Annotated in this window: 23 protein-coding genes; 21 read left to right on the forward strand and 2 right to left on the reverse strand. The window is 37.7% G+C overall.

The features are described 5' to 3' along the window. Positions 1–2: 2 nt before the first annotated feature. The 19 genes from rplN to rplQ all read left to right on the forward strand — a co-directional run bounded on the left by rplN (position 3) and on the right by rplQ (position 9,761). Positions 3–368, forward strand: a complete 366-nt coding sequence (gene rplN / locus JGH11_RS00135) for a 50S ribosomal protein L14 (protein ID WP_201109527.1) — start codon at positions 3–5, stop codon at positions 366–368. A gap of 20 nt (positions 369–388) precedes the next feature. Continuing rightward, entirely contained in the window at positions 389–706 is a 318-nt protein-coding gene (gene rplX, locus JGH11_RS00140; protein ID WP_201109528.1) for a 50S ribosomal protein L24, read from the forward strand. Beyond that, positions 706–1,269 (forward strand): 50S ribosomal protein L5, encoded by a 564-nt coding sequence (gene rplE, locus JGH11_RS00145; protein ID WP_201109529.1) that lies wholly within the window; start codon positions 706–708, stop codon positions 1,267–1,269. Before rplX ends, rplE begins: the two co-directional genes overlap by 1 nt. A gap of 1 nt (position 1,270) precedes the next feature. Continuing rightward, the gene (rpsN, locus tag JGH11_RS00150; protein WP_201109530.1) at positions 1,271–1,540 is read left to right on the forward strand and encodes a 30S ribosomal protein S14; all 270 of its coding nucleotides are present in this window, start codon (positions 1,271–1,273) and stop codon (positions 1,538–1,540) included. Positions 1,541–1,605: 65 nt separating this feature from the next. Further along, a complete protein-coding gene (rpsH, locus tag JGH11_RS00155) occupies positions 1,606–2,001 on the forward strand; it encodes a 30S ribosomal protein S8 (RefSeq protein WP_201109531.1) in 396 nt (131 codons plus the stop codon). 21 nt (positions 2,002–2,022) lie between these two features. Then, positions 2,023–2,577, forward strand: a complete 555-nt coding sequence (gene rplF, locus JGH11_RS00160) for a 50S ribosomal protein L6 (RefSeq protein WP_201109532.1) — start codon at positions 2,023–2,025, stop codon at positions 2,575–2,577. 19 nt (positions 2,578–2,596) lie between these two features. Further along, positions 2,597–2,941 carry a 50S ribosomal protein L18 gene (rplR, locus tag JGH11_RS00165; protein ID WP_201109533.1) on the forward strand — a complete coding sequence of 115 codons (345 nt, stop codon included), beginning with the start codon at positions 2,597–2,599 and terminating at the stop codon, positions 2,939–2,941. A gap of 5 nt (positions 2,942–2,946) precedes the next feature. Then, complete coding sequence (rpsE, locus tag JGH11_RS00170) at positions 2,947–3,465, forward strand: 30S ribosomal protein S5 (RefSeq protein ID WP_201109534.1); 519 nt, start codon at positions 2,947–2,949, stop codon at positions 3,463–3,465. Between the two features lie 18 nt (positions 3,466–3,483). Next, entirely contained in the window at positions 3,484–3,660 is a 177-nt protein-coding gene (rpmD, locus tag JGH11_RS00175) for a 50S ribosomal protein L30 (protein WP_201109535.1), read from the forward strand. Positions 3,661–3,690: 30 nt separating this feature from the next. Then, complete coding sequence (gene rplO, locus JGH11_RS00180; protein ID WP_201109536.1) at positions 3,691–4,140, forward strand: 50S ribosomal protein L15; 450 nt, start codon at positions 3,691–3,693, stop codon at positions 4,138–4,140. Between the two features lies 1 nt (position 4,141). Then, positions 4,142–5,458, forward strand: a complete 1,317-nt coding sequence (gene secY / locus JGH11_RS00185; RefSeq protein WP_201109537.1) for a preprotein translocase subunit SecY — start codon at positions 4,142–4,144, stop codon at positions 5,456–5,458. Between the two features lie 11 nt (positions 5,459–5,469). After that, a complete protein-coding gene (map, locus tag JGH11_RS00190; protein ID WP_201109538.1) occupies positions 5,470–6,270 on the forward strand; it encodes a type I methionyl aminopeptidase in 801 nt (266 codons plus the stop codon). A gap of 17 nt (positions 6,271–6,287) precedes the next feature. Next, positions 6,288–6,506 carry a translation initiation factor IF-1 gene (infA, locus tag JGH11_RS00195; RefSeq protein WP_006800239.1) on the forward strand — a complete coding sequence of 73 codons (219 nt, stop codon included), beginning with the start codon at positions 6,288–6,290 and terminating at the stop codon, positions 6,504–6,506. A gap of 11 nt (positions 6,507–6,517) precedes the next feature. Beyond that, positions 6,518–6,634 carry a type B 50S ribosomal protein L36 gene (gene ykgO / locus JGH11_RS00200; protein WP_009433293.1) on the forward strand — a complete coding sequence of 39 codons (117 nt, stop codon included), beginning with the start codon at positions 6,518–6,520 and terminating at the stop codon, positions 6,632–6,634. Between the two features lie 33 nt (positions 6,635–6,667). Next, positions 6,668–7,048: a 30S ribosomal protein S13 gene (gene rpsM / locus JGH11_RS00205; RefSeq protein ID WP_201109539.1), complete on the forward strand. Its 381-nt coding sequence runs from the start codon at positions 6,668–6,670 to the stop codon at positions 7,046–7,048. Between the two features lie 10 nt (positions 7,049–7,058). Beyond that, positions 7,059–7,448, forward strand: a complete 390-nt coding sequence (gene rpsK / locus JGH11_RS00210; protein ID WP_201109540.1) for a 30S ribosomal protein S11 — start codon at positions 7,059–7,061, stop codon at positions 7,446–7,448. 110 nt (positions 7,449–7,558) lie between these two features. Further along, the gene (gene rpsD, locus JGH11_RS00215; protein WP_201109541.1) at positions 7,559–8,167 is read left to right on the forward strand and encodes a 30S ribosomal protein S4; all 609 of its coding nucleotides are present in this window, start codon (positions 7,559–7,561) and stop codon (positions 8,165–8,167) included. A gap of 8 nt (positions 8,168–8,175) precedes the next feature. Continuing rightward, complete coding sequence (locus JGH11_RS00220; RefSeq protein WP_201109542.1) at positions 8,176–9,168, forward strand: DNA-directed RNA polymerase subunit alpha; 993 nt, start codon at positions 8,176–8,178, stop codon at positions 9,166–9,168. Positions 9,169–9,176: 8 nt separating this feature from the next. After that, entirely contained in the window at positions 9,177–9,761 is a 585-nt protein-coding gene (gene rplQ / locus JGH11_RS00225; RefSeq protein ID WP_201109543.1) for a 50S ribosomal protein L17, read from the forward strand. 333 nt (positions 9,762–10,094) lie between these two features. On the opposite strand, the gene pbpC is transcribed toward rplQ, so the two are convergent. Beyond that, the gene (gene pbpC, locus JGH11_RS00230; RefSeq protein WP_201109544.1) at positions 10,095–12,488 is read right to left on the reverse strand and encodes a penicillin-binding protein 1C; all 2,394 of its coding nucleotides are present in this window, start codon (positions 12,486–12,488) and stop codon (positions 10,095–10,097) included. After that, a complete protein-coding gene (locus tag JGH11_RS00235; RefSeq protein ID WP_236263811.1) occupies positions 12,481–13,023 on the reverse strand; it encodes a GNAT family N-acetyltransferase in 543 nt (180 codons plus the stop codon). Before JGH11_RS00235 ends, pbpC begins: the two co-directional genes overlap by 8 nt. A gap of 86 nt (positions 13,024–13,109) precedes the next feature. Between JGH11_RS00235 and JGH11_RS00240 the strand changes: the two genes are divergently transcribed. Together JGH11_RS00240 and JGH11_RS00245 are read left to right on the forward strand one after the other, a co-directional pair. After that, positions 13,110–14,141 carry a lysylphosphatidylglycerol synthase transmembrane domain-containing protein gene (locus JGH11_RS00240; RefSeq protein WP_201109545.1) on the forward strand — a complete coding sequence of 344 codons (1,032 nt, stop codon included), beginning with the start codon at positions 13,110–13,112 and terminating at the stop codon, positions 14,139–14,141. A 131-nt stretch (positions 14,142–14,272) separates the two neighbouring features. Next, the gene (locus JGH11_RS00245) at positions 14,273–15,097 is read left to right on the forward strand and encodes an alpha/beta hydrolase family protein (protein WP_201109546.1); all 825 of its coding nucleotides are present in this window, start codon (positions 14,273–14,275) and stop codon (positions 15,095–15,097) included. The last annotated feature ends 16 nt before the right edge of the window (positions 15,098–15,113 follow it).

Raw genomic sequence — 15,113 nt, forward strand, 5'->3', positions numbered from 1 at the left:
TTATGATACAACAAGAATCAAGACTAGTAGTTACTGATAACAGTGGAGCTAGAGAATGCTTATGTATTCGCGTATTAGGCGGTACAAGAAGACGTTATGCGTCTGTCGGGGATGTGATTGTGGTTGCTATCAAAAATGTGATCCCTTCGAGTGATATAAAGAAAGGTGCTGTAACAAAAGCAGTTATCGTGCGTACAAAAAAAGAAATCCGTCGTCAGGATGGTTCTTATATACGTTTCGATGACAATGCATGTGTATTGCTAAACGCAGCAGGTGATATCAGAGGAAGCCGTATTTTCGGACCAGTTGCCCGTGAACTTCGTGCAACTAACATGAAAATAGTTTCGTTGGCACCAGAGGTACTATAATCCATAAAACTAAAAAAGCAATGAGTAAATTACATATCAAAAAAGGCGATATAGTTTATGTGAATACCGGTGTCGACAAAGGTAAAACAGGTCGTGTGTTGAAAGTTATTGTAGACAAACAACGCGCAATCGTTGAAGGCCTTAACATGGTATCCAAATCTACTAAGCCTAATGCTAAAAGTCCTCAAGGAGGAATTGAAAAGAAAGAAGCTTCTATACATATTTCTAACCTGAACGTAGTAGACCCTAAATCAGGAAAACCTACACGTATCGGCCGAAAATTAGTAGATGGAAAGCTAGTACGTATTTCTAAAAAATCAGGGGAGGAAATTAAATAATGAGCAATACAACAACTCTTAGAACAGAATATAAAGACCGTATTGTATCTTCTTTGATGAAAGAATTCGGTTATAAATCTACAATGCAAGTTCCTGTATTGAAAAAAATTGTTATCAACCAAGGTCTAGGTATAGCAGTTGCCGATAAAAAGATTATCGAAACAGCTATTAACGAAATGACTACAATTACAGGACAAAAAGCTGTAGCTACATTCTCTAAAAAAGATATTTCGAACTTTAAGCTACGTAAGAAAATGCCTATCGGTGTGATGGTTACATTACGTCACGATAGAATGTATGAGTTTTTAGAAAGACTTGTACGTGTGGCATTGCCTCGTATTCGTGACTTCAAAGGTATTGAAAGTAAACTTGACGGAAGAGGAAACTATACGTTAGGTATCGAAGAGCAAATTATATTCCCTGAAATTAATATCGACAATATTAGTCGTATTTTAGGAATGAATATTACCTTTGTAACTTCTGCAAAAACAGATGAAGAAGGGTATGCCCTACTGAGAGAGTTCGGATTACCATTTAAGAACGCAAAAAAAGAATTGATATAAGATGGCAAAAGAATCAATGAAAGCTCGTGAGGTAAAAAGAGCTAAAATGGTTGCTAAATATGCAGCTAAAAGAGCGCAGCTAAAAGCCGAAGGCGATTTCGAAGCGCTACAAGCTCTACCTAAGAATGCTTCACCTGTACGTCTACACAATCGTTGTAGCCTTACAGGTCGTCCGAAAGGCTATATACGCCAGTTCGGAATTTCCCGTATCCAATTTAGGGAAATGGCTTCTAAAGGTCTAATACCGGGAGTTAAAAAAGCAAGTTGGTAAGAATTTTTTTTAGTATAGAATTAAATATTGTCCCGAGGTCGGGATTAATTTAAATCAATTTAAACATGACAGATCCAATAGCAGATTATTTGACGCGAGTGAGAAATGCCATCATGGCAAATCACCGAGTTGTTGAAATTCCAGCGTCAAATTTAAAAAGAGAAATTACAAAAATTCTCATGGAAAAAGGCTACATTCTTAACTATAAGTTTGTAGACGAAGGACCTCAAGGTTCAATTAAGATTGCCTTGAAATACGATCCTGTAAACAAAGTGAATGCGATTAAGAAATTGATCCGCATATCTTCTCCAGGTCTTCGTAAATATGTTGGGTATAAAGATATGCCTCGCGTTCTGAACGGACTTGGTATAGCTGTAGTATCTACCTCTAAAGGAGTGATGACAGACAAAGAAGCTCGCGAACTGAAAGTAGGTGGCGAAGTAATGTGTTATGTTTATTAATTAAGAGGAGAATAACAAGTTATGTCAAGAATAGGAAAATTACCCATAAACATCCCTGCCGGAGTAACAGTTACAATCGGTAGCGATAACTTAGTTACAGTCAAAGGACCAAAAGGAGAACTATCGCAAGAAGTTAATCCAGATATCAAAGTCTCTGTTGAAGATGGCGTATTGTCAGTGACACGCCCGTCTGATGAAAAAGCTCACCGTTCTCTACATGGATTGTACAGATCGTTGATCAACAACATGATTATTGGTGTTTCTGAAGGATATCACAAAGAATTAGAATTAGTCGGAGTTGGTTACCGTGCATCTAACAACGGTCAGATTCTTGAATTGTCTTTAGGCTATACTCACAACATCTTCATGATGTTGCCTGCAGAAGTAAAGCTTGAAACAAAATCGGAGAGAAACAAAAACCCTCTAATCCTTTTAGATTCTTGTGACAAACAACTGATCGGTCAGGTTTGCTCGAAAATTCGCTCATTCCGTAAACCAGAACCTTATAAAGGTAAAGGTATACGTTTTGTTGGTGAAGTTATCCGTCGCAAGTCTGGTAAAACCGCAGGTAAATAATTCATAAACTGTAGTAATCATGGTAACAAAGACTGATAAAAGAAATAAAATAAAATTACGTGTACGCGGTAAGATCTCAGGAACTACCGAACGTCCACGTCTGACAGTGTTCAGAAGCAACAAGCAAATTTATGCGCAAGTTATCGACGATTTGACAGGTAAAACTTTGGCAGCAGCTTCGTCTCTTAAGTTAACAGACAAGGCTCCTAAAAAAGAAATAGCTGCAATTGTTGGCGAATTAATAGCTAAAAATGCTCAGGAAGCTGGCGTTACAACTGTGGTATTCGACCGTAACGGTTACCTGTACCATGGTAGAATTAAAGAATTGGCAGATGCTGCCCGTAAAGGTGGACTTAAATTTTAATAAACATGGCAGGAGTTAACAATAGAGTAAAATCGACCAACGATATCGAATTGAAAGATAGACTAGTTGCGATCAACCGTGTTACCAAAGTAACAAAGGGGGGACGTACATTCAGCTTTGCTGCTATCGTAGTTGTAGGAAATGAAGATGGTATAGTAGGCTGGGGACTAGGTAAAGCTGGTGAAGTAACAACAGCCATTGCTAAAGGAGTTGAAGCTGCTAAGAAAAACCTAATTAAGGTTCCTGTACTTAAAGGTACAGTTCCACATGAGCAAGTAGCTCGCTTTTCAGGTTCTGAGGTTATGCTAAGACCAGCTGCTCCCGGTACAGGGGTAAAAGCAGGGGGTGCGATGCGTGCCGTACTTGAGAGCGTTGGTATTACAGACGTATTAGCAAAATCTAAAGGTTCGTCAAACCCTCACAACCTTGTGAAGGCTACAATCGAAGCTTTATCCGAATTGAGAGATGCGTATACTGTAGCTCAAAATAGAGGTATTTCTATGGAAAAAGTGTTTAAAGGTTAATTTGCAAAGAAAATTATTATGGCAAAGATTAAAGTTAAACAAGTAAGAAGCAGAATCAACTGTCCTATCGACCAAAAGAAAACATTAGATGCTCTTGGTCTTAGAAAGTTGAATCGTGTTGTTGAACACGAAGACACAGCTGCAATAAGAGGGATGATCAACAAAGTAAGCCATTTGGTTTCAGTTGTAGACTAATTAGTTTAAAAGATAAAAAAATATAAAAATATGAGTTTATCAAATTTGAGACCTGCAGAAGGATCAACTAAAACCGGAAAAAGAATTGGCCGTGGAGCAGGTTCAGGTTTAGGTGGTACTTCCACTAAAGGTCATAAAGGACAAAAATCTAGATCAGGTTACTCACGTAAGATCGGATTTGAGGGAGGTCAGATGCCTATTCAGCGCCGTCTTCCTAAATTCGGTTTTAAAAACATTAACCGCGTTGAGTTTAAAGCGATCAATTTAGACGTGTTGCAACGTTTAGCTGAAGCTAAAAACCTAGCTAAAATCGATGTTCAGGCTTTGGTTGATGCAGGCTTTTTGTCAGCAAATCAATTAGTGAAAATTCTTGGAAACGGTGCTATTACAACTAAAGTAGATGTAGAAGCTCATGCGTTTTCTAAATCAGCAGAGGCTGCAATTCAGGCAATAGGTGGAACTGTAACTAAACTGAAGTAAGATGGGATTAGTAAAAACACTAGAAAATATATGGAAGATTGAGGATCTTAGAAAAAGACTCCTCATCACTTTCTTTTTCGTAGTGATCTATCGCTTCGGGTCATTTATCGTTCTTCCGGGTGTTGATCCGGCTATGCTCGAAGCTCTTCGTGCGAAGACTTCGGGAGGTATTCTCGGTATTTTGGATATGTTCTCGGGAGGTGCATTTGCCAATGCTTCTATATTTGCATTAGGTATTATGCCTTACATTTCGGCTTCGATCGTAATGCAATTATTAGGTATGGCTGTGCCATATTTCCAAAAATTGCAACGTGAAGGAGAAAGTGGTCGTACCAAAATGAATCAATATACTCGCTATCTGACAGTCGCTATTTTGCTGTTCCAAGGCCCTGCTTATTTAGTGGGTGCACTTGGTGGAGCAGCCCCGACTTCATGGGACTTCTTAGTACCTTCTACAATCATATTGGCTGGGGGTAGTATGTTTGTTCTTTGGTTAGGTGAGCGTATAACTGATAAAGGAATTGGTAATGGAGTTTCGTTTATCATCCTTGTAGGTATTATCGCCCGTCTTCCTCATGCTTTGATTGGGGAGTTTACTTCTCGATTGAGCAGTCAGGCAGGGGGATTGGTTATGTTCCTTGCAGAAATAGTATTGTTACTACTTATTATTTGTGGTGCGATCCTATTAGTACAAGGTACCCGCAGAATTCCGGTTCAATATGCTAAAAGAGTAGTGGGTAACAAACAATATGGTGGTGCACGTCAGTATATACCTCTAAAGGTAAATGCTGCTAACGTGATGCCAATCATCTTTGCTCAGGCAATTATGTTTGTGCCGATCACATTGGCTGGATTCTCTGACGATAAAGGAGGATTTATGGCATCATTTATGGATCATACAAGCGTTGCATATAATCTGGTATTTGCCATATTGATTATTGCATTTACATGGTTCTATACAGCCGTTACGATCAATCCGGTTCAGATGGCAGACGAGTTGAAACGCAACAATGGATTTATACCGGGTATTAAGCCAGGTAAAAAGACAGCAGATTATATAGACCAGATTATGTCCCGTATTACATTTCCGGGTTCATTATTCTTGGCCTTAGTTGCTATACTTCCTGCGTTTGCAAGCTATTTCGGTGTAAGTCGTGAATTCTCACAATTCTTTGGGGGAACATCATTATTGATCCTTGTTGGGGTTGTTTTGGATACATTACAACAGATCGAGAGTCACTTACTGATGAGACATTATGATGGTTTATTGAAATCAGGTAGAATTAAAGGACGTTCAGGTTCAGTTGCGGCATATTAAGGAGACTATAAATGATATTTCTGAAAACAGACGAAGAGATCGAATTGATGCGTGAAAGCAATCGCCTGGTGGGGATGACCCTCGGTGAGATGGCTAAGTATATTAAACCGGGAGTAACACCGGCTCAATTGGATAAAATTGCAAAGGAATTTATAATGGATCATGGAGCGATACCTTCCTTCCTAGGATATAAAGGGGCTCCGGGTACAGTAGATTTTCCAGGTGCAATTTGCGCTTCAGTAAATGAACAGGTCGTACATGGATTTCCAACCGACTATGTTCTAAAAGATGGTGATATTATTTCTGTTGATTGTGGTACAGAAAAAAACGGATTTTGTGGTGATTCTGCCTATACGTTCTGTGTAGGAGAAGTCGCCGAAGATGTAAAAGCTTTACTACGTACAACAAAAGAATCTCTTTATCAGGGGATACAAAAAGCTGTAGAAGGGAATCGCATAGGCGATATCAGCGATGCGGTTCAAACTTATTGTGAAAAACGAGGCTATTCAGTTGTTCGTGAATTGGTCGGTCATGGTATAGGGCGTAAGATGCACGAAGCTCCGGAAGTTCCTAATTATGGGAAACGAGGCACAGGTCCTTTGCTAAAAAAAGGAATGTGTATTGCCATAGAACCAATGATCAATATGGGAAGCAAGAATGTTGTTTTCGAAAGTGATGGCTGGACAGTTAGAACCCGCGACCGCAAACCTTCAGCTCATTTTGAGCACACAGTAGCTATTCGCCAGGGTAAAGCAGATATTCTATCTACATTTGAATTTATAGAAGCTGTTTTAGGAAATAACGCAATTTAAATCTTTTAAAAAATAATATGGCTAAACAAGCAGCAATAGAACAAGACGGAGTGATTGTAGAAGCACTATCAAATGCTATGTTTCGTGTCGAACTTGAGAATGGACACGAGATTACTGCGCATATCTCAGGTAAGATGCGTATGCATTATATTAAAATTCTTCCCGGAGATAGGGTACGTGTGGAAATGTCTCCTTATGATTTGTCAAAAGGACGGATTTCATTCAGATACAAATAAAAAACAAACATATGAAAGTTAGAGCATCATTAAAGAAGCGTACAGCTGATTGCAAAATTGTCAGAAGAAAAGGTCGCTTATACGTTATTAACAAAAAAAATCCTAAGTTCAAGCAACGTCAAGGATAATTTATTAATTTTGCAAATTAATCTAAAAAATATATGGCAATAAGAATAGTTGGGGTCGATTTACCACAAAATAAGAGAGGCGAGATTGCCTTGACATACATTTATGGTATCGGACGTAGTTCTGCTAATAAGATTCTTGCTGAAGCAGGAATAGATAAAGATATCAAGGTAAAGGACTGGAATGATGATCAGGCAGGTAAAGTGCGTGAAATCATCGCTGCCCAGTTTAAAGTGGAAGGAGACTTGCGTTCTGAAGTACAACTTAATATCAAGCGATTGATGGATATAGGTTGCTACAGAGGTATCCGTCACCGTATCGGATTACCGTTGAGAGGTCAAGGTACTAAAAATAATGCTCGTACTCGTAAGGGTAGAAAGAAAACTGTTGCTAACAAGAAAAAAGCTACAAAATAATTAATTTGATATGGCAAAAAAAACAGTCGCAGCGAAAAAGAGAAACGTTAAAGTTGATGCTATTGGAGAAGCTCATGTACATTCTTCTTTCAATAATATCATTATTTCGCTTACAAACAATGACGGCCAAGTTATCAGTTGGTCTTCAGCAGGGAAAATGGGTTTTAGAAGTTCAAAGAAGAACACCCCATATGCAGCTCAAATGGCAGCATCAGATTGCGCCAAAGTTGCATTTGACTTAGGATTGAGAAAAGTAAAAGTTTTTGTAAAAGGACCGGGTAATGGACGTGAGTCTGCAATCCGTACTATCCATGCAGCAGGTATTGAAGTGACTGAAATTGTTGACGTTACTCCACTTCCTCACAACGGATGTCGTCCTCCAAAACACAGAAGAGTTTAATCAAAATTTTAAATTTGGAACTTAAATTGTGATTTTGATTGCAAGTAGACCCTCTCTGTAATCGCGGCTGCACAATTTCAGCTTTCATTAATTATTAATTAGTAAAGAAAATGGCAAGATATACTGGACCAAAATCAAGAATCGCCCGTAAATTCGGAGAGCCAATATTCGGACCTGACAAAGTTCTTTCTAAAAAGAATTATCCTCCCGGACAACACGGAAATGGAAGAAAGAAAAAATCGTCGGAGTACGGTATTCAATTACGTGAAAAACAAAAAGCTAAATACACATACGGTGTTTTAGAAAAACAATTCCGTAATATGTTTGATAAAGCACTTGCTTCTCGTGGAATCACAGGGGAGGTGTTGCTTCAAATGTTGGAATCGAGACTGGATAATGTAGTTTTCCGTCTAGGAATAGCTCCTACAAGAGCAGCTGCACGTCAGTTAGTTTCACACCGTCATATTGTAGTAGATGGATCTGTTGTAAATATTCCATCTTATACCCTGAAACCAGGACAGCTTGTAGGTGTTCGTGAAAAATCGAAATCTCTGGAAGTTGTTAGCGAAGCGTTATCAGGATTTAATCATAGCAAATACCCTTGGATCGAGTGGGATCAGGCTACTATGACAGGAAAATACTTACATATTCCTGAAAGAGCAGATATTCCTGAGAACATTAAAGAACAGTTGATCGTAGAGTTGTATTCTAAAAATTAATTAAATTCATGGCTATACTAGCATTTCAAAAACCGGATAAAGTATTGATGTTAGAAGCGGATGATTTTTTCGGTAAATTCGAATTTCGTCCGTTAGAACCTGGCTATGGTATTACCGTTGGTAATGCTTTGCGCCGTATTCTGCTTTCGTCTCTTGAAGGTTTTGCTATCACTTCTATAAAAATCGACGGTGTCGAGCATGAATTTGCCACAGTACCGGGAGTTATAGAAGATGTTACAAATATCATTCTGAACTTAAAACAAGTTCGATTCAAGCAGATCGTAGAAGAGATCGAAAATGAGAAAGTAAGTATTACTGTCTCAGGGGCCGATGTATTCAAAGCTGGAGATATTGGCAAGCATCTGTCAGGATTTGAAGTTTTAAACCCTGATCTGGAAATCTGTCACCTTGACAAGAGCGCGAGCTTCCAAATCGAATTGAATATTAACAAAGGCCGTGGGTATGTGCCTGCTGATGAAAATCGCAATCTGTCCGACGATGTTAATGTTATAGCTATTGATTCTATTTATACTCCAATCCGTAATGTAAAATATGCGATCGAAAACTATCGTGTAGAACAAAAAACGGACTATGAGAAACTTGTGATAGAAATAGCAACCGATGGATCTATTCACCCAAAAGATGCTTTGAAAGAAGCAGCTAAGATTCTTATACACCATTTCATGTTGTTCTCTGATGAGAAAATCCTTCTAGAACAAAGTGAAGTAGATGGTAACGAAGAATTTGATGAAGAGATTCTACATATGCGTCAGTTACTGAAAACTAAGTTGGCTGATATGAACCTTTCGGTTCGTGCTCTCAACTGTTTGAAGTCGGCAGAAGTAGAAACATTAGGTGAGTTAGTGCAATTCAATAAGAATGATCTTCTTAAATTCAGAAACTTCGGAAAGAAATCTCTTACTGAGCTTGATGAATTATTGGATAGCTTGAGCTTATCCTTCGGTTTGGACATTTCTAAATATAAATTAGATAAAGATTAATAAGCGACATGAGACATAATAAAAAAATTAACCATTTAGGGCGTAAGAGTTCGCATAGAAATGCTATGTTGGCTAATATGTGTATCTCTTTGTTCATGAGTCCTAATAAACGTATCTTTACAACTGTAGCAAAGGCTAAGGCTTTGCGTAAGGTTGTAGAGCCAATGATCAACAAATCGAAAGAAGATACTACTCATTCAAGACGTTTGGTTTTTCAAGACCTTCAAATTAATAGCGATAAGAGTAAAGCTGCTGTGACAGAATTATTCCAAAATATTTCGCAGAAGGTAGCTGATCGCCCGGGAGGATATACTCGTATCATCAAAACAGGTAACCGTTTAGGTGATAATGCAGCAATGTGCTTCATAGAATTGGTTGATTATAATGAGAACATGCTGAAAGAGAAAAAAGCAGCAGCATCAAAAGGTAGAACTCGTAGATCATCTGCAGCTAAGAAAAATGCTGATCAACCTGTAGCAGTTAAAGAATCTGCTAAAAAAGCTAAAGCTGAAGAGGTTGAAGTTGCACCGATAGTAGATGAAGTGACTCCAGAAGTTCCAGCTACAGAGGAAAAACCTAAGACAGAAGAATAAGGATTAATATCCTAATCTGTATAAATAAAAAAAGTATCCTGATCAGGATACTTTTTTTATTTGGGCTAGTTCTTCTAAAGAACTCTAAATTGTTGCATAAGATATGCAAAAACAATTCTTTGGTAGTTTTATAAAAAATGTGAAAGGTTGGGAAGTCTTGATTTCGTAAGTAAATGTTATATTTATTTACTTTCTATTTATAAGATGCTAAAGAATGAAAAACGTTGCATCGTTAAATTAAAAAAAGATAAATAAATACAATAAAAAAACATTTTAGGGATTAAGTTGTTGTGTATGAGTTGAAAATAATATTGTGTTAAGATGATATTTTTTTTACTTAATAGAAAATTTTGTAGTTAGGCTGATTCCTGTTTGATCAACAACAGTCAAAATGTGTTGTCCTTTTTCCGGTCTGTACTCTTTTTTATGAAAATCTTTCGTTTCACCAATATATTTCCCATCAAGATGCCAAAATACACGATTATTAGGAGAACGATGAGCCAATTCAAAAATTAATTGCCCAGCACTGCCATCCAATTGTTTAGGAAGGCTGATGATAGCATTTGGAAAAGGATAGATGAAGTCCATTAGCTTAATCTCAGAATCTTCGCTGCATTCGGGAGAATAAGGAGGCAAAGATTTATATTCTGGGTGTTGTTCTTTATAGTACCATTCCCAAGAAGGAGGCAGTATGAACCATGAAGTGTGCATAATCCCTCTGTTACCGGCACAATCTTCATATACCTGATATTTCATATCCTCAGAAAGATGTACAAGCTTATGGTAAGGGCATACAGCTCCATTTATACCTTTCTTACTAACCCATACTGTATCAATACTAGAGTCAGGGCAGTTCATACTTTTTAAACAGCCGCTTTCGTTACATATCTCTGTTTTTATTAGATCATCATCGGGTTTAGTAAACCAACGGCTTTGAGGTAATGCATTGAATACATCAAACATAACCATGCCTGCAGTACGTGCGCCAGTAAGGCCTGGACGGCCTTCCCCGTCAGAGTTGCCAACCCATACTCCGACTACATATTTGGGATTAATACCTACCGCCCATCCGTCTCGAAAGCCAAAGCTAGTTCCTGTTTTCCATGCTATTTTTTGCATAGATGGTATTGATTGCCAGTCTATTTCTTCAGGTCGATTTACATTTGTCAGAGCCTCGAATGTTAGCCAAATAGCTCCAGGTGAGAATAAAGAGGTGCGATTTTTACTGCTTTGTTTATTATTATCCTTATTTAGAACATATGATGGCTGTGCTAGCGCATCGTATTTGTCTTTATCGTTGTATAGGTTCAATTGTTGAGCCATTTGTAAATACATATAGCTGATATCCCATAACTTGCCTTCAGCGCCTCCTAAAATAAGTGAGAGTCCATAATTAGAGGCAGAACGGTTTAAGGTGGTCATACCGGCCCCTTTCAATAGGTTGTAAAATTTAGGCACATTGTATTTGCGAAGAGAAACAACATATGGTACGTTTAAGGAGCGAGCCAAAGCCTCAGAGGCATGTACAGCACCGTCGTATTTTAGGCTAAAGTTTTTAGGTGCAAATCCATTCAGATTAATGGGTACATCAGGTAATAATTGGTCGGGGAGGAGTTGCCCTTCTTGTATCATTGCACAATAAAGAAAAGGCTTTAAAATACTTCCTGTGCTGCGTGGAGCTTGAATGATATCCACCTGATTACCGGAAGACTTATCCTCAAAGTTTACATTACCACAATAAGCGACAACCTCGTTTCTTTGTACATCGAATACTATTGCTGCTATATTCTTAATGCCATTTTGAGCAAATTCGGCATTCCATCGTTCCAGTATAGCTTCTATGCGTCCCTGTTGAGACAGGTCGATAGTGGATGTAATGTGTTTTCCGCCTTCTTCTTTATAGATCTTTGTTACAAGGTGCGGGGCTATCTGTGGAAGAGTATGTGGCTGATATGGTAATGGTTCGGCAATTGCCAGTTCATAATCTATTTTATCTAATATCCCTCGGTTATACAATTGTTCTAATAACTTATTCCTTTTATTCAGCAACTTGTCTCTATTTCGTCCAAAATGCATTAGACTCGGAGAGTTCGGCAATACTGCCAGTGTTGCAGCTTCAGCCCATGATAATGTTGTAGCCTGATGCCCAAAGTATCTCCAGGATGCTGCGTCTATTCCAACTACATTTCCACCCATAGGAGCATGCGAGGCATAAAGATTCAGTATTTCATCTTTGGAGTATGAAAATTCTAAACGGGTAGCAAGGATCATTTCTATAAACTTTTCGCCAAAAGTGCGGCTCTCTTTACGTGACAGGCGAATTGTTTGCATAGTTATAGTACTGGCCCCACTAACAATTCTTCCTCCGGCTATATTTTGTTTTATGGCGCGGACTATTGCTAAAGGATTTACACCCCAATGATAATAAAAATATTGATCTTCAAATTCTATCAGGCAGACTTTATATTTCTCAGGAATAGAATCGGATGTGGGAAAGCGCCATTGCTGATCATCGGCTATGCGCGCTCCGAGTAGCTCTTCATGCCTGTCGGATACAACCGTGCTATAAGGTACGTGGAACAGAGGGGATGGCAGGCATAATATATACCATATAAGCAGCACCAAACAGATAGGTATGCCTATTCGATATTTAAGTTTGCTCTTTTTGTATCTATCTATAAGTTTAAATACAAAAGCTTTTACTATTTGAAAATAGTTCTTAGCCATTTTTTGTATTATTCCACACTGTTCTTTCAATTGAATATTTATATTCGATGCATTTACTCCCTTTGCAAATAATCTGATTCTTGAAATCTAAAACTTTCGTCATACCCAACGATTCTAAAAGCTTTATAGATGCTAGATTTTCAGAATCGGTTATAGCTATCACTTCATCAATAGAAGAATCTTCAAAAGCTATTGATAATAAAATATTTAGCGTATCTTTTGCATATCCGAAACCTTGAAATTTGGGTGAAATATTGCATCCTACTTCGGCAAAATGCTTTTCAAACTTCAAAGAACAATCTCCAATGAATTGGCCTTCGGTGATTATTGCCAGTCCAATCCACTCTCCATATTTATTTGTTTGAGGACTACTGCATGATATGGCAAAAGATTTTGCTTTTTCTATATTAAAAGGTTCCCAATATTGAAATCTGGCGACTTCCTGAAGAGAACGATATGAAAAAATGTCGTGCGCATCAGTTTCTTGTATCGCCCTTAGTGTAATTCTTTCGGAATATATAGGTAACTCTATCATGTGTTTTATTCTTTTATGTAAATGTACAAAAGAAAAGAAAAAGACGAAATGTTTTCTTATTTTTGTACGTTTGCAGCGATTTAGTGATGGGGAAAGAAATACAAGGATTTAGTATATGGAAAGTTCTCCTACCCACTTTTATTGGGTTAGGGGTTATTGCTTATATGTTTAGCCGGGAGTTCAATTTATCCGATCTGAAGCAAATATCTATTACAGGACATACTGTTTTTTGGATCATTATTGCCTTTTGCTTTATGTTGGGGCGAGATGCCGGTTTTACGATTCGTTACCGATACCTTACTGAAAAACAATTGTCGTGGAAGCAATGTATAAAAGTCACATTACTGGCAGAATTTGGTACTGCTATAACTCCTTCGGTAGTAGGAGGGTCAAGTATGGCTGTAGTATTCTTGGCTAAAGAAAGTATTCCTGTGGGGCGAAGTACAATGATGGTGTTTGTTACTTTACTCTTAGACGAAATGTTTTTTATTGTTACATTTCCGATACTGCTTTTTTGTTTACCTTTTCATACATTATTTGCCAATGATACCGCTTTGGGATCGGGTGTGCTCATCCTTTTTATCGTAGCCTACATTATTAAAATGGCTTTATGTACATTATTGATAATAGGTTTATTCTTCAAACCGCAAACTATACGTTGGTTGATTATAAAGATATTTCGTTTGCCATTTCTTAGGCGTTGGCATAAAAGCGCTGTCAAAGTAGGCGATGATATTATAGTGAGTTCGCGTGAAATACGCGGTAAGAGAAAGTCGTATTGGATACCTCTTATTACAGCGACCATACTGTCGTGGTGCTCTCGATATCTGGTTGTTAATGCTATATTCATGGCATTCTTTGAAGTACACGATAATCTTTTGATTTTTGCCCGTCAGTTTGTGATGTGGGTCGTGATGGTTGTAAGCCCTACACCGGGAGGCAGTGGATTTACGGAGTTTATTTTTAAGCAATATTTAAGTGAGTTTATTCCTTTGGCCGGAATTGTGCCTGTTGTAATTTTGCTCTGGCGATTGCTTACATATTATAATTATTTACTCGTTGGTGCTTTAATTGTTCCCGGGTGGATAAAGAAATCTTTTGGAAAAAAAGATGAATAAACTGATAACAATATCTTTATCTATATATAATGATATTGACCTTTAATTATTTCGGGTTAGAGATTATTTTAAATTATTACTATAAAAAGTGTAACCTTTGTCACCTTTTAGTTAAAAACATTAGAAAAACAATGAAAAAATTAAGTGCCCTATTTCTCTGTTTTGCGTTTCTTTTGAGTTCAATAAATGCTCAAACAGTAGATACAATTGAAGTATTCAGTCCTAAAATGGGACGGAATATCAAGAATGTTATAATCTTGCCTTCCGGATACGATAAAGCAAATAATGACAAACAATATCCTGTACTTTATTTATTACATGGATATAGTGGAAAGTATGATACATGGGCAACATTTACAAAAAAGGCGTTACCTCAGGATGCCTCGAAATGGCAGATGATTGTAGTCTGCCCTGATGGACAAGATAGTTGGTATTGGGATAGTCCTATCGATCCTAAATTTCAGTTTGATACTTATATTAGCAGCGAATTGGTGAAGTATATTGATACGAATTATCATACGGTTGCTACCCCGAGAGGCAGAGCGATAACCGGTTTTAGTATGGGTGGCCATGGTGGCTTATGGCTTGGAATTAACCATCCTGATGTGTTCGGAGCCTGTGGGGCTATGAGTGGGGGAGTTGATATTCGTCCGTTTCCCAACAATTGGGACATGAAGAAGCGATTAGGAAGATATAAAGAAAATACTGAGATATGGGACCGATATACTGTGATTACTCAATTGGATAAAATCGAACCTAATACATTATCGATAATTATCGATTGTGGCAAAGATGATTTCTTTTATCAGGTAAATGAAGAATTACATAAGGAAATGCTGTATCGTAATATTCCTCATGACTATATAATTCGTCCGGGAGCTCATACCCATACATATTGGAATAATGCGCTCGATTATCAAATGCTATTCTTTTCGAAGTTTTTCGATCAGAAATAACTATCTTTGAGTTTAT

Source organism: Dysgonomonas sp. Marseille-P4677, assembly GCF_016652235.1.
Lineage (GTDB): Bacteria > Bacteroidota > Bacteroidia > Bacteroidales > Dysgonomonadaceae > Dysgonomonas.